The organism is Mycoplasmopsis verecunda, assembly GCF_033546915.1.
GTDB lineage: Bacteria > Bacillota_I > Bacilli_A > Mycoplasmatales > Metamycoplasmataceae > Mycoplasmopsis > Mycoplasmopsis verecunda.
Genome location: NZ_CP137850.1, coordinates 490,788 through 508,768, shown reverse-complemented (window position 1 = coordinate 508,768; position 17,981 = coordinate 490,788). Strand labels below are relative to the sequence as shown.

Here is a 17,981-nt window from a genome sequence, read left to right as displayed (position 1 = left end):
AATAACAATGTTGGAGTAAAAAGTGAAAAGGATGTACAAGAAGTTATTGTTGCCTTTAAGTATCAAAGCTAGTATTTTAACTCCTATAGCTTTATTATCGGCATCAGATATACAAAATACCACAGTTAATAACACAACTGTATGAAAAGAAAATAAATCATATTTCTATTACGAAACTCAATATAACACTCAAATGGCTCCTTATCAATTCAATCAATGATTGAAAGGAGTAAATGGTAAAAAAACCTTATTTCAAATGAGTTTACCCGGTACTCATGATTCAGCCGCTTATGCTGGTAATTGAAATGCATTTACTTGAGCTTGAACTAAAACTCAATCAATGACTTTTACTCAACAGCTAAATGCTGGTATTAGAGCTTTTGATTTAAGATCGCATGCTAATTTAAAACTAGCTCACGGACCTATAGAAATGGATGCTTCATTCCAATCAGCTTTACTTGAAATGGTTGATTTTCTAAAGAAAAACCCAAGTGAATTCATTTTCTTTAGAATTAAAGATGATGGATTTGATGTTAAAAATCAGCAAAATGTTTTAGAAGCCGCAAGTAAATATTTAGCGATTTTAAGTAGTGATGAAATTTATCCATATTTATTTAACCCAACTGGAATTAATTTTCCTAATCTTTCAACTGAATCATTTAGACTAGATAATTTACGTGGAAAAATTGTAATAGCAAATTTTTGATATCACTCAATACAAGATAAAATGGTTGAATTACAAAAAAACTTTAAAGCAAATGTTTGATCAGGAGGATTTGATTATTGATGAGCTTTTAGTAAAAAACCTGATCGAACCCAAGATAATTACAATTCATCTGAAGAACAAAAATATCAGTATGCTACTGCATTTATGCCTAATCCTAATAATGCCCCGTTTGATACTAGAAATCTCTATATAAATTTCTTATCAGTAGCAAACGGAATGAGACCACCTTGAACAGCTGAATCTTTAAATCCTAGATTTAACCAATTTTTTATTAATAATCAGCAATATCATAAAATGGGATTGGTCTATGCTGATTTTCCTGGACCTTCACTAATTGAAAATATTTTTAAGACTAATTATTATGTTACTAACGAACAATTAAAACATGGATATGAATTACCATGAAATAATAAATTGACCATTTCTAAACCTTTAGTAAACGATAATAAGATTACAGTTTATGGAGATAATTTACAAGGTTATACCATTGAAGTAAATGAAGGAAATAATAAATTAGCAACTGTAACTATTAATGAAAATGTTAAACAAAAAACAATTGATTTAGGAAATTCGTATTATTTACCATTGAATTTAGATTTAGCAGTTACCGGATATCGAAAAACCATAGAAAATGGATTTTACCCATCAAGAAAATATAATGTTATAACTACCAATGCAAAAATTCAAAATACAACACAAAATCAACAATCTCAAGAACTAACAAGTAAAGTGCTTCAATATATTAATAAATTAAAAAGCACATTTGGAATTAATACATTTAGTACTTATTTAAATGCACAATATTTAAATAAGTTGCAACAATATATTAGACCATCAGAACAAAATGCAAGTTCTATAAGAACATTATCAATGCAATTTGATAAAGAAGCAACCAAATTAGATTTATTAATTCAAAGTTTTAATCAATTTAAAACAAATGTATCTACATTTATTGCACAGAATAACGATTCGTTATTAAAAATACTTAATCAAACATTAATAAATTCATTAAATAATACATTTAGTAATTATAAGAATATAATTTATACATCAATTACAAGTAGTGCAATTGATTACGATGATTTATTTGATTATTTTGATGAATATTTAAATTTCTTAAATAAGCTAAAAGATAACATTTTCTATTTTGATAATAGTTTAAGTACATATTTAGCTTATTTAAAGGAAAATTTAAAATTCAAAGACTATGGAATAACATATTGACTACAACAAGAACAAGTTGTAAAAAATAAACTAGTTGATTTTGCTAATTTATACCAAAATAAAAGTTTTTTAAATATTAATAGTATTTCGAGAAATATTACCCAAAGCATTGATACATTAAAAAATAACTTGCAAATAGTTCAAAATGATATCACTGATTTAAATGCACTACAAGAACAATACAATTTAAAGGATAACCAACTTATGTTTTTTATAACAGATATTAAAAAAGATATAGAAACCCCAAAGGAATTAACAACATCTAAACAAAATATTATTGCTTATGCAAATGATATTACTAAAGCTAATACATTAATGCAAGATTTAGCAGTTTTTGAAGTTAAATACAATTTTGCATCTAAGCCAACACAATTAAAAAATAAATATAAAACACAAATTCTTGCATTAAATAATGCAATTAATGATGCTTCTAACCCTATTGCACCTGAAGATTTAGTAGAAAAATTAGTTGAAATTAATACAATTCGTGATGAAATAGTTGAAACTTCTTCATACAATGAACAAGTTGATGCTTTATCAATATTTAATGAACAAAAGACAGAATTCAAAAAACAAATTGATCAATATTTATCTGAAAATAATAATTCTCAAGCTGAAGCTGTATTAAATGAAGCAAAAGAAATTGAAGCATTAAATCCATTAAATATCACTAGTGAAAACTTCTTAAATACACTTAATGCAAATGAAAAAAACTTAGTAACTGAAATTCAAAGTGTTACTAATGTACAAGATTTCAAAACTAAATTAGATAATATTAACGCTTTAAGTGAAAAAACTACACAACTCCGTTCAATAATGATCAATTTAGGAACTTTTGATTCATATAAGAATTTAGGTGTCTTTGCTAATGAAACACAAGCTAGCAAATATCAAGCAATTTTTGAAAGCTTAAATAATACATTAAATACTTCTATTTCATTAAGTGAAATACAATCAGCTATTGAAACAGCTACAAGCACTGAAGAAGATATCAAAGATTTAGTGGCTGCTAAAATTCGCGAAATTAGAACCCAAATAGAAAAATCTACTAAATTGTATAACTATCAAAAACTAGCATTAACTGATCAATTAAATAATATTGAATCTTCAATTGATTCTCTGGACAATCAACAATTACAAAACTTTATTACTGAGCTTACAAAACAAGAAACCCTTAATCTGCCTCAAAAAGATAAGGATGAACTTAATAATTTAAGTGACACACAATATAAAGCTTGATATAGAGCATTAAATGATTCAGAAAATGAAACACAATATATACAACATTTAGAAAAAGCTAAAGAATTTAACACTTTAATAGGAACTGAAAAAACCAGATTACAACAACTTGAAAATACTCAAAGTTCTAATTCAGCAGCTGTATCGTATGCTGACTCTCAAACTCAAAGTAATTTAACAAATGCTTTACAACAAGCAAAAGCTGCTTTAACAACTGCAACAGGTAAAGTTGCTTTAGAACAAGCCATAAATACTTATGACACACAATTGCAAAATATTATTACAGCTTACAATAATGCTTTAAGTAGTACTAAACAAGAATTGGAACAATTAGTACAAACGGTTACTAACTATGCAAATAATACATTAAAGCAACCAGAATATAAAACTATTCAAACAGCATTACTAGAATATCTTAAATCATTTAAATACAATGATAAAGATATTAATGATATGACAACAAAATTAAATGCTTTAAAACAAGAATATGCCAAAATTCAATCAAATAAAGAAGCTATTGATAATGCTGATAAACTTGCACAATTAAAACAACAAGTATTAAGCAAAATTGAAGAATTAAATACATTATTAAATTCTATAAATAATAATTTACTTTCAAATCCAAAACAAAGTATTTCACAACAGCTTATAACTTTAAAAACACAAGCTGAAGCACAAGATGTCACATATAGTGCATTACAAGATATTCAAACTAAATTAACTCCATTGGAAACTAAAATTAATACTATTAAAACATTATCTCCTGTAATGACTACAGTAAGTCAAGAATTAAATACTTACTTACAAAAAGCTTCGAGTTTTGAAGGAACTGATTTAAATTCTATTAAAACTCAATATACCACAAGTATTAATAAACTTATATCAACTTTAAATTCATATAATTCAGATACGATATATACAACTAATGAAACATCATTAAATAATCTTGTTGTGCAAGCTAAAAGTATTTATGATGATGCCATTGCACAAAAACAAGCATTGCAAGATTTATTAGCTAAAAAACAAACTTTCATTCAAAATGTAAATACTTTAATAACAAGTATTAATAATGAACAATACAATGCAGTATATTTAAAAAATAAATCTAGCTTAGACTCATTGTTGCAATCAGCTAATGATGTAACTGCAACTAGTGCATTAAACGTTTTACAAGTACAATATGATTCATTGGTTACAAGTATAAATTCAGAAAAAACATATGTTGATAATTACAAAGCATTTGAAACGAAATTAACACAATATGAAGCTAAGGCATCAGAATTTGATGGAGAAAATTATACTAATGTAAAAACTACATATCAAAATGCCTTAAGTACTATTAAATCTAAACTTACATTAAACTTTGACTCAAATACCTTAACAAGCTTACAAAACCAATTAGATAGAACATATCAAAATGCAGTAGAACAAAAAACACAAATAACCACACAATTTAACGATAAAAAAGCTAAATATGTTAAAGAAGTACAAGATACTATTGTAAGTGTAAATAATGATACTTATAAAGCGGTTTATGAAAAAGTACAACAACAACTTAATGATGCATTAAATAGTATGCAACAAGCTACAACATTTAATGATTTAAATACTGCATATCAAAGTTATCAAACATTATTAAATTCGATTAAAGCCGATACTACATATGTTGATGATTACAATAATTTACAAACAGAATTTGAAACATATCGAGCTAAAGCTGAAGAATTTAACGCTCCTAATTTAAGTGATATTAAGCAAGAATATTTAACTAAATTAAATGAATTACAATCAACATTAAAATTTGATTTTAACCAACAAGAATTAGATAAGATTGCTCAAGGATTAAGTAAAGCTTATCAAGATGCAATTAATGCTAAAAATGCAATTGAACCCGAAACCAAACCTGAAAAACCAATGACCCCACCTACATCAGGAGATAGTAATAATAATGATCAAGAGGTAAAAAAATCAAATAGTGCATTAAATTGATTATGATTACTTATGATTATTCCTACATTTGGATTAGGATATCTTGCATATGTATTAATTACAAAGAAAAAGAATAAAAAATAGAATTGAAAATATTATTAAAATTTGAAATTTTTAAACTAAATATTTCAAACAAATGCTATCACTAAGTATTTTCACATAAAAAAATAAAAAATTTATTTTATAGTATTGAGATTTTAATATCTTAAAGTGCTATAATCATTCAAAAATATAATATGGCACACTTTTGTATAAAAAGTGTGTTTTTCTTTATTAAAAATGTTATATCCTGCATTTCCAAGTTGAATTCTAATTTAACTTGGAAATGCAGGATAATTCAATAAGAAGAAAATATTTAATTAATTTTTATCAATAAGATAAAAATTAATATAATTCATTTAATAAAAAGGAGAAATAATGAAAAAAACTGTATTAATCGTTATTGATGGTTTAGGTCTTAGACAAGAAACACAAGGTAATGCTTTTGCTCTTGCTAATACACCTACATTTGATAAATTATTTAAAGAATATCCTAATAGTTTAATCCAAGCTTCAGGAGAATATGTTGGATTACCTAAAGGTCAAATGGGAAATTCAGAAGTCGGACACTTAAATATTGGCGCTGGAACTGTTGTTTATACCGGACTTTCTTTAATTCAAAAAGCTTTAGATGATCACTCATACCAAGATAATAAAGCTTTTTTAGAAGCTTTTGATGATGTTAAGAAAAATAATGCCACATTACATGTAATGGGATTACTTTCACCTGGCGGAGTGCATTCGCTTGAAGGTCATTTATTTGAATTATTAAAATCTGCTCATAAACATGGTGTTAAAAATGTTTCTGTTCACTGTTTTGGAGATGGTAGAGATGTTGCTCCTAAATCAATTAAAGCTTCATTTGAAAAATTAGAAAAATTATGTAATGAATATGGATACAATATAGCTTCTATTTCTGGAAGATTCTATGCGATGGACAGGGATAGAATGTTTGATAGAGTCGAAAAAGCTTATGAAGCTATTTTAGGAGACTCAGAAGTTTCTTTTGATAATTCGTTAGATTTTGTTGAAGAACAATATAAGCAAGGAATTACTGATGAATTCTTCCAACCTGCAATTAATAAAAACTTAGATAAAAATGCTTTTGTTAAAGATGGTGATTCAATTATTTTCTTTAACTTTAGACCAGATAGAGCAAGACAATTAACTCACTTATTTATTGGTTCACCTTTATTTGAAAATAAACCTGCACATCCTAGAAAAATTAATAAATTTGTTTCAATGATGAAATATGAAGGAATTAACACAATAATTGCTTTTGAAGAAATGCAAATTACTATGCCAATTGGTAGAGTATTAGAATTAGCGGGTAAATCACAATTAAGAATTGCTGAAACTCAAAAATATGCTCATGTTACTTATTTCATGGATGGTGGAAATGATATTGAATTCAAGAATTCAAAACGTATTATGGTTGATTCATTGAAAGTTGAATCATATGCAGATGCCCCAGAAATGTCAGCTCAAGGAATCACGGATGAACTATTAGCAAATGGTACAAAATATGATGTAACTATTATGAATTATGCTAACCCAGATATGGTTGGTCATACAGGAGTTTTACCAGCAGCTATTAAAGCGGTAGAATTTTTAGATACTCAAATTGCTCGTGTAATTGAATGAGCACAAGCAAATGATGTGACTGTATTTATAACAGCTGATCATGGAAATGCTGAAATTACTGAGGATAAAGATGGTAAACCAGCAACTAAACATACATCATCTCCAGTGATGTTAATTTGTTCAGATAAATCTGTTAAATTAGCTGATGGAAAATTAGCTAATGTTGCTCCAACTGTGCTTGATTATATTCATGTTGCTAAACCGAAAGAAATGGATCAAGATTCATTATTAATTAAATAATAAATTACATAAAATCACTAATTAGTTTTAGTGGTTTTTTAATTTTTATTTGCGGAAAGTAAATTATAAGATGAAACAAAAAATAAAATTTTTACTTTATTTAAGTATATAAAATTACTTTTTGGTTCAAAAATAAGGGCTTTTAATATTTTCTTATCCTATAAAATAAACTAATTTGAATTATTTTTTAAATTATGGAAATTAATATGGAAATAATTTTCTATAGCATATGTGCAAATGTTTTCCTATAAAATATTAATAGATTAGTAATATATTTAATATATTAATTCAAGTAAGTAAAAAATTTTATAGAAGAGGACGAAACAATGAGTAAGAAAATAAAATGAATTTTACTGCCTGTAGCATCAGGTTCACTTTTAACTCTACCTTTAATCGGTTTAATTTCTCAAAATCCAGATACAGATGTTAACTATGATAGTTATAATGTAAAACCTGTTAATTTTGGTAATTCAAAAACTGATTATATTGGTAGTTATATAACTAACCAAGTTATCAATATTGTTAAAAATGGTCAAAATCAACCAAGTTCTGCTATTTATGGTAACTTATATCCATTAATGCCTTCAATTAATGTTGAATGAAATAATGTAGCTTCATCATATGATATTTGGCAAAATGGTTATGGATGAAGATCGACATCAGCTACTGACGGAAATAAATTAGTCAATCCATATTACGGTGGTGTTGTTTATCTTGAAGAAACAACCCCAAGAGATTCAAATACATCAGCATATGATATATCAACAGCTAAAGTAAGAAGTTGAAGAGCAACATTTAATAATAACTTTGTGCCAGCTAATCCGGGAAATACAGCATTCCCTGAAGCAGGCGGAAATGGTTGAACACCAGACGGATATGGTAACTTATCATTTGGAATTATGCTAACTAGAAATATGCAATTAGTTGATAACTCAGTTAGAATAACAGTATTAGCAAGAGATAATAATGGAAATCAAACAGGCGTTCCTGGCCAAGGAACAATGCAAGGATATATTACTTACCTTTTAAACAAAAAGGGAGATTTTCCTGCGATCACAGGTAATGTAACTGTGCCTCCTAAAAATGTAAATAGTTCACTTGGCTCAACTATTATGGATTTAGATTATTTAATCCCTCAAGTGTTATATATCGGAAACCAAGGATATGAGCAAAATTGAAATCAAGTTATTATAAACGGTGGATGAGCAAAAAATGGTAACTATAACCAACCATTTTTACTAAATAATGTTAAATATCAAACAGTTGACCCTACTTGAAACAACTATACCAATATGTTTAAGCTATATCAAGGAAATAGAAATCAATCCGGTGATCCGCTAGATCCATATTGACAAGAGCTTAATACTCAATTCTTAAATCAAGTTCCTGGTAGTCCTTATGATAATAACACTGATAATATTGGTTCGGTTTTTATGGGACAAGTATCAACAGGATCTTGATGATACAGAGACACTAAATATAGACCAGCTGTTGTGCTTGAATTCCAAACAGTTGATAACCAATCAACTATCAATGTTGATAATAATGGAAATAAATATATGTATACCAATGGCCAATCAAACGGTGGTATTACAGCTGTAACATCATTTTATAGAGGGTTATATCTATTATCAGGATGACAAAATTCAGGAACTTTTGTGGCAACACATAGTCTTTCATATAACAGAAGTAAATATAGAACTATAAATATTCAAATTAAAGAGCAAGCAATAAATGGTTGATTTGGAATTAAAAATAAGCAAGAAAATTACTTCTTGCCTAATAACGCTTATGGTTATGATTTAATTTACAGAGACAGTAAGGGTGTAGAAACTACAATAGCTTCAATTCCTTCTGATGTTATTGGACAAGGAAAATCACAGACATATGAAAAAGGAGTCAAAGAATTTACTATTAATTTAAGTTTCAACTCAGATGTAACATTGTGACCTGAAGAAATGAAACAAAGTCATGGATCATTTATAAATCCAAATAAATTGATTTTGAGAAAAGCATGAAATAATCCTAAAGTAGCACGTTTCTTTGCTGAGTCAGTTTACACACAACAAGGAGTGCATGATTGAGATGGATATACACCAGATGATCCAACTTTAGGAGAATACCAATTAGGTACAACATATCTTAATCCAGCATCATTAAATCAAGAACAACAAATTCAATTTGTTTCAACACTTCAATGATATGCATCAAATACCGATCATACTGGTTACAATAAACTTTATTTATTAAATAAAACACAACAAAGTACATCAGAAAATGGTAATTCAAAATCAACATTATCATATTACAAAACATATAATTATAAGAATGTTACATTCCTTCCTAAACAAAAAGAAGCTTTCCAAAAAGGTGTATATGATGACTGAGATCCGTCACACTTCTTTAACCCACAGACTTGATGAAATCAATATAATGATTTAAAACAAGCAAATTATAATGCTACACAAGCTTCAAGCAATGCTTTAAATTTAAGTAAAATAGTTAAATATAATGAAAATCCTACAGGTACATCTGATACTATAAATTCAGTTAGAGAATTCTTAAATTATAATAATTATGAAACTACAAATCAAACAAATAAAGATACATTAAGCAATTATATTAATTATTCATTTGCTCCTAGTTCATTAAAAGAAGCTTATGTTAATGATTTTACAAATTTAATGAATTGACAAAATGTATCAACTCCAAATTATGATATTTCAAATCCAAGTAATGTCACTGATACAAATCAATCTGCTGAAAAAATTCAAAATATCATAAATCAATTCAACACAACTGTTCAATTATTAACTACAAAAACTGATAATGGATTTGATAATAAACAACAAACATCACAAGAATTTATTCAAAATGCCTTTAATTTAATCGATGCAACAAGTATTTATAGCAATGCTTATAAAGAAACATTTAAAACAATCGTATTACAACAAGTTTCAAGAACTGATGTTATTAATTATGTAAATGCAATTGTTTCACTTGATAAAAAATATGCTCCAGCAAAAACTATTTATGATGAATACCAACCAGTACTTAAAAATCCTACTTATAAAAATGTTCAAGTAACAAATAGAGCTGATAAAACATTTAATAATTTTAGCAACGTGATGAATACAATTAACGGTATTTTGACTACAGTAGCTTCATATGCTTCTCAAGGTAATATTAACAATGAATTAACCAATATTGCTAAAATTGAATCTTTAAATAATTCATTAGTTGCTCAAAATATTGTAGATGCTTATGCAAAAATTACTACTGATATAACAGGCGCAATTTCAACAATTAATACAATGTTAAATCTTAATTCAGCAGCAAAAAATGGTTATATTCAAGAATTATGAAACATTGTAAAAGTTACAGCTCCAACAAATTACACTTTATTAAATAATTATATTCCTAGAGAAACTCAAGTTGCTTTAGTTGTTGGAAAAGCACAATTTAATGATTACTTGAATCAACAATCTAAAATTGGTGTTTTAGCTCAAAATTATGCTAACTTTACTCAAACAAACTACATAAATAGTATTGATAAAGTTACTACAAATTCAACAATTACAGTTGATAATGCAAAAATAGCTTCAAGTAATGATTACCATTCAAATATTCCTTTTGTAATGCAAGGAGAAAATAAAGTATTTATTTTCCCCAATGTTACATTAGATTCAGCTTCAGTTAACTATGCATGACAAAGTGATGCTAAAGCATTTGAAACTTCAAATACTACATATCCAAGTGCAAAATATCAAATGTTAACTAATGCAAATACAACGTATAGCATTCCACCACTATTGGTACAAGGATTTAATACTCAATTAGAACAAAGTAAATTTGCAAATGCTAGTGCAGTAAATGAATTCGTGACAAATTGAAAGAATTATGTAACTAGATTAGTAACAATATTAACCAATTTTAAAGAAGATTTAAATAATATTGAAGAACCAAATTACAGTAATTTAAATCAAGCACAATTTGAATACTATGTTTCTAAATATGTATCAGCATTCACTCAAAGTACAAATGCTAGTGAAGTGCAATCAGCAATTAATACAATAGCTGCTGAAGTTATTGTATTAAAAATAGCAATGCAAAAACTTAATTCAGTTTTAGACACTTATGTATCATTAACATCAAATACAAATACATCTAATGTATTTAGCAATGGTCAATTTTATGGAATTTCAAATCTAGATCCATACATTACATTGAGTAATGATGTATATAACTTTAATATGCCAAAAGCTAATGGAGAATTCATTGCTTTAATTTCAACAGCTTACCAATTATTACAAAAAGTTCCTAATGGAATTAATAAGCTAGCTGCTTCATCAGCTTCTGAAAGAGATAAATATAGTGCTAAAAGCAAGAATAATTTACCTTATGTTTTAAGTTTAACAACTTTATCTCAAGCTACACCATATACTTGATATTCTTATAGTACAGAACAAGTTAAAGATTTAGCTAATGCAATTACAAGTGCAGCTATTGAACTGCAAGGTAGATATGAAGCTGTAAATCAATATCCTGCTTATGTATTAAATAAATACTTCTCAGATATTAATGCACAAAATGTTTCATTATATAGCGCAAAACAAATTCAGGATGTTTTAAGTGCTTTAAATCTAAATGCAGAAGATTTCTCATGAGCTAATAATGCTGATAAGCAATATTACACAGAAATTAATAATAAATTAATTATTAAAGCTGTAGAAACTTATTTAACTTCAAGTGCTTTAAATAATTTATCACAAGATGAAATCAATAATGCTAAAACTCAACTAGCTACTGGAGCTGATACTATTGATTTTGATACAATGAGAGCATTTAATTTAACTCAACCACAATGAATTTGAAAAGTGCAAGCGATCCTATATCAATTAGGACAAATTCAAGACAAAAAAGGACAATTAAATACTTCAATTACATCCGCTCAAGCTTTAACCCAAAATCAAAAACAAGCTTTATTAGCGCAAGTTAAAAATGCTAATATGTACTCTGAACAAAGTACTAATATTACATTATTGAAAAATGCTTTACCTGCTTCATTTGAAGAAACAACCAAGATTTTATACAATGATACTTTAGTACAATTCCCGGAAACATTAGCCAAAGTTATAGCTGATACACAAGCATTAAATACTCTATATAATAAAGTAACTACAACATTGGGTATTGGAACTTCAAATATTAGTCCAATGTTACAATATGCTACAAATAAAGAAACCTTTATGCAAGCATATAATGCGATTGGCAATTTGAGTGATTTCTCAATTATTGATCCAAGTGAAATTGAAAAATTAACCAATAATTTACAGACACAATATGATGCTTTAAATGGATATTTAAATTACTTACAAGAACAAATTAATCAAATTAATCCTTTAATTAAAACATTTAACCCAGATAGCTATGAAAATGATGTAAATATTTCAACTATTAAATCAATTCCTGATGCTACAGCATATCAAAATGCATACAATTCAGTACTAGATAAATTAATTACTTCAACAAATAGTAATATTAATAAATTACAATATCTAAATCAAGCACAGAAAAATGCTTTGAATCAAGAAGTTTCAGCTTTAACTAATACTGCTCAATTTAATGATATTGTCCCTTTAATTACCAAAGCACAAGAATTAAACACAAGCATGCAAGCATTACAAGAAGCTTATAATAATGCACAAGCTTTAGTAGCAAATAATCAAACTGCATATGATGAATTACCTGATACAGAAGGAAGCAATAAAGATAAATTTGCTAAAGCTCTCGCACAAGCTCAAGTAGTATTTGGAAAATACTCCGAACAAGAAGCAAACAATCAAAATATTGATAAAGTTACTGCTGATAATTTAACTCAAGAACTTAAAGACTTACAATTACTACTAAATAAAGATATTACAGTTCAAAAAATTAAAGATTTATTAAAAGATGTTAATTCTAATTCTTCACAACACATTCAAAACTATAAAGAACAAATTGAATCACAAATAGCAGATCCTAATTCTTTAAGTCAAGATCAATTAAATAAAATACTTCAACAAACTAAAAATGTTGTGGCTATTGAACCATTATCAAAAATACTTGAACAAGCTGCTACTGTATCTCCTAAATCAGATAACTTACAAAATATTATTAAACAAGCTGCTGAAGCAGCAAGAAATTGATATAACTCAGATAATGCTCCTAGTTCTACTGATGTAAATAATGAAGTTACTAAAGTACAAAATGCTTTAAAACTTAATGAATTACAAAATGATATAACTAGTGCTAAAAATATTGCTAGACCTTCAAAAGTACTACAAGATGCTATTAGCAACGGAGAAACTGTTGCGAATAACCAAGAAAGCGCTAAATATCAAGATGCAATTAATAAATTAAATGATGCAATCCTGAAAGAACCATTAAATAAAGCAATAGAAATAGGAAATAAAGTAAATCAAACAGCTAATAATCCAGAATTAACCAATGCAATAAAACAAGCGCAAGAAACATTATCACAAAATAATTTAACCCCTGAGCAAGTAAATGATGCAGCTAATTCATTAACAAACATTATTAAACAAGTAGCTGGTTTACAAATTGCTAAAGATGAATTAAAAGATTTAATTGATGATGCTAATAAACAAAATGGTAATAATAATGGATTCCTAAAGGATATGATTAATAGTGCAACAAGTGCACTAAATGATCCTAAAGCTAGTGTGGAATCAATAAATAGTGCAACTAACCAATTAACTTATACAATTAGTTTAGATAAATTAATTCAAGCTGTAAATACCTCACAAACTAAAGTAGAAGAACAAAATAGAACTACTCAATTAATTGAGACTTTAAAAACAACCAATGCATTCATTTCACAATGAGAACCGTTAATTAAAGCTAACACTAATCTTAATTCTGAGACACAATTAGATCAATTTAATCAAGATGTATCAAGCAATTTAAGTAATGTATTTACTAATACAAATGCAAATGATTTAGTAAATCTTTCTAACAAAACACTAGCACAATATCCTTCTACAGACATTGAAAGTTTAGTTCCATATCATACTTTCTTCCAAAATACCGCTAATGCCTTAGCACAAAAAATTAATTCAGTTGTACCAAATGATTCATTTACCTTTAGTGATGATAAAAAAGCTGATGCTGAATTATTAGGTAAACAAATTGTTGCAAATGGATACTACTATGATATTAATAAAGTATTAAATGACTTTAATCAACCTAATATAGACTTATCGCCTAAAGCTCAAGTAGCTATAAGTGATGCTAAGGTACTAGTCAAAGCATTTGGAATTTCAACTAATTTTGGTAATCAACAATTAATTATTAATAGTATTGATTCAATTGCTTCACAATTTAGTGAAGAAATTCAAAAACTAAAAGATCAACCTTATGAATTAATTGATCAAATAGCTAAAAACCTTCAAATTGCTTATGTACAAAATAATTTAATTAATACCATTACACAAGGACAAAAATTAGCACAAGTTTTAAGTACACCAAATAATGTTGATTCTCAATATCAAACTGTAAAGCAAGCTATTGATAATGTAGCTAATCCATTAAATGAAGCTATTAAAAATGCTCAAGATAAAATTGCAACAAACAGCTCAAATACAGCTGATTATCAAGATGTACAGCAAGCTTTAGATAATGCTATTGCATCAGCTCATGCAACTGAAAAAACTTACTTAGATACATTAAATAATACTATAGCTTCTGCTGAATCAATTTCTCCAGCTTCAGAACAATTAAATACAGCTTTATCACAAGCTAAAACATTAGTTTCATCACAAAATCCTAATGCTTTTGACATGAATAAAACAGCTGAGGAATTAAATCATTTAGGTGCTAAAGATAAGTTACAAAACTTAATTAATTCATTAGATAGTAGTATTAAAAATGTTCCACTATTTGCTACTGGACCATTAAAAACAGCTAGTGATACTTTAAATAATACTCAAGCATCTACTCAAGATTTAACTAATGTTTATAATCAATTACAAGAAGCAATTAAGAAAGAAAAACTTTATATTGCATATAATGATTCATTATCAGCTGCTCAACCATTATCACAACAAGCTAGTGAAACACAAAAACAAGCTTTAGGAATGCTTAATGATACAGAAAATCAATATGTTGATAAAGATCAAAGCTTCTTTGACAATGAAGCTGATACTTTAAATAGATGAGTATCAACAAGTAATTTACAAAATGCAATTAATAAAGCAAATGCAATTCCAGAAGCAAATAGATCACAAGCCTTAAGTCAAGAACTATCAATAGCTAATGAACTAAATAAAGAAGCATACAATAATTTACCAAGCTTAAATAATTCAACAGCAAATACTTTAAATGAATTAACTAACAAAAATCCGCTTTATGTAGCTATTGAAAATATTAAGCAATGAATTACTAAATTTACTCCAGATCAAGAATCTGATGCTATTAGACAAACACCAGCTTATAAGACATTACAATCAATGCAACAAGCTTTACAAACAGCTAATACTGTATATCAACAAACAAATCCAAGTGAACAAGATGTACAACAACAAGTACAAGCTTTAGAAGCTCAAATTAAAGCTGCTTCAGATATGATGACTCAAGCTAACGAAGCATTGAATAAAGCAATTACTTCAGCTAGTGAAATACCTTCAGATAACTTATCTAATTACACAAACACTTATTTAAATAATGCTAAAACTGTAGTTGAAAATACAAATAGTACTATTTATCATGTTCAAGATGCTACAAAACAATTAACATTTGCTGCAAAAGCTAATGCTTTAGACAATGCAGTTGCAAAAGCTCCAGCAGTTAGTGAAATTCCTAATGTTGAAGGATTTGATATAACTACAACCGCTAGTTCACAACAAATGTTGCAAGAACAAATAGCTTCTGAAGAAGAAATTAATACTCAAACAAATAATCAATTAGTATTTAATGCTAAAGCAAATGGATTAATTAATATTGCTAAGATGCAAAATCTAAATAATGCTCAAAAATTAGCATTAGATAACCAAATTCTACAAGCTCAAAATACTGAAGAACCATCCCAAACAATTAATTCTGTAAATGAAATAGTTCAAAAAGCTACTGAATTAAATAATGCAATGGGAACATTACAAAATACAGTAAATAATATTCCAGCAGGATATAAAGTTACACCTATTAAACAATTAAATTATGTATATTCAACGAAAGATAAACAAGAAGCATTTGTTAATGCTTTCAACAATGCTAATGATGTATTAAATAAAGGTAGTGGTCAAGTAATTGATAATAACAACCCACAAGCTATCATAGATATGTCTAATACTTTACAACAAGCATATGATAATTTAGATGGTGTAAAAAATGCACAAGGAATTATTGTAGGAATTAATAATAAATTAAATGAAAGCGTTGCACAAATAAATTCAAATTCATTATTTAATGCTCCAAGTTCAATGCAACAATCATATAATGAAGCTAAAGAAGCTTTACAACAAGAAATTACTAATGCCTCAAATAATTTATCTTCAATTGATACAGATAAAATCAATCAATTAAATAATGATTTAACTAAATTAAATAATCAAATTTCTGAAATTAATAAATTCTCAGATAAAGAATTTGAATTAAATGATAAACAAGTACCGCAAATTCAAGTAATTGCTAATGAACTTGATAATGTTTCAGATAAATATCAACAACAAGTAATTTCTAATTACAATGCAAGTGATTCATATGATGCATCACAACAAGTTATTGTTCAAGCAAATGATTTAAATAATCAAATTGGTCAAACATTATCCGATGTAATTAATAGTGTATCTCAAGCATTAAATTCTCTAAATAATACTACAACCAATATAAATACAGCAATTAAAAATACTAATAAACTAGCTAAATTACAAAATGCTAATGCAACAAAAGTGCAAGAAGTAGCAAACGCTAATGTGGCGTTAGAAAATATTTCTAATTTAATTAATGCTTTAGATAAATACCAAAAAACTTCAACTAAATCAACTAGTTATGATTCAACTTTAAGTAGCTTAAAACAAGCTATAGCTAATGCTAAAACTATTGAAGTGCCTACTTCAGCTAGTGAACAATTACAACAAGTAATTCAAAATGAAAATAGCTTAATCCAACAATTAACAAATAAAGCTGTAAATACTATTGATGTAGTAAATGCTTTACAAAAAGATAATCAAACAGCATTTAATACAGCTATTAATTCTCTTGCTAAAGGTAATTCAATTTACAATGATTTCAAAAATGTATTAGATCAAAATAATTACTTTAACATAGTAAATAAAAAAGAAATATCATCTCAAGAAGCTAAACAGCTTAATAATGTTATTACATCATCCGCATATAATAATATGCCAGAAGTAATTAAATCAACTATTGTACAAAAAATTAGAAGTGCAAAAGATGCAATGCCTTGATGATCATGAATTATAATTTCAGCCTCATTGATCTTTATGGCAGGGATTACTCTTCTAGCATTTACTAGAAAAACGAAATACTAAATTAATCAACTTACAACTGTAAAAAGTTGTGAGTTTTTCTATTCAAAAATGCGTATTCAATTAGGTGTAATTGGCATTAAATTTCTATTTAGTAATTACAAAAAAGATTAAGAAATCAAAAATCTTAAACTGATTTATATCTATAAAATAAACAAAAAGACTAATTTAGTGTTATTTTTCTTTTAAAATTCAACAAAATACTTTTATGTTATAATAACTATATTAATATATATATATATATCAGTATAGTTTTTGTAAATATTTACATTGCATTAAATATTATGAAATTAATACAAGTAAAAATCTAAGCTTTATGCTGAGATATTTTT

General features: G+C 26.9%; 3 protein-coding genes. All 3 read left to right on the top strand.

The window, feature by feature from the left end:
* Positions 1 to 31 precede the first annotated feature (31 nt).
* A complete protein-coding gene (locus tag SAM46_RS02005) occupies positions 32 to 5,263 on the top strand; it encodes a hypothetical protein (protein ID WP_078746811.1) in 5,232 nt (1,743 codons plus the stop codon).
* A 333-nt stretch (positions 5,264 to 5,596) separates the two neighbouring features.
* Positions 5,597 to 7,102: a 2,3-bisphosphoglycerate-independent phosphoglycerate mutase gene (gene gpmI, locus SAM46_RS02000; RefSeq protein WP_078746810.1), complete on the top strand. Its 1,506-nt coding sequence runs from the start codon at positions 5,597 to 5,599 to the stop codon at positions 7,100 to 7,102.
* A 326-nt stretch (positions 7,103 to 7,428) separates the two neighbouring features.
* Complete coding sequence (locus tag SAM46_RS01995; protein WP_078746809.1) at positions 7,429 to 17,652, top strand: GA module-containing protein; 10,224 nt, start codon at positions 7,429 to 7,431, stop codon at positions 17,650 to 17,652.
* Positions 17,653 to 17,981: the final 329 nt, after the last annotated feature.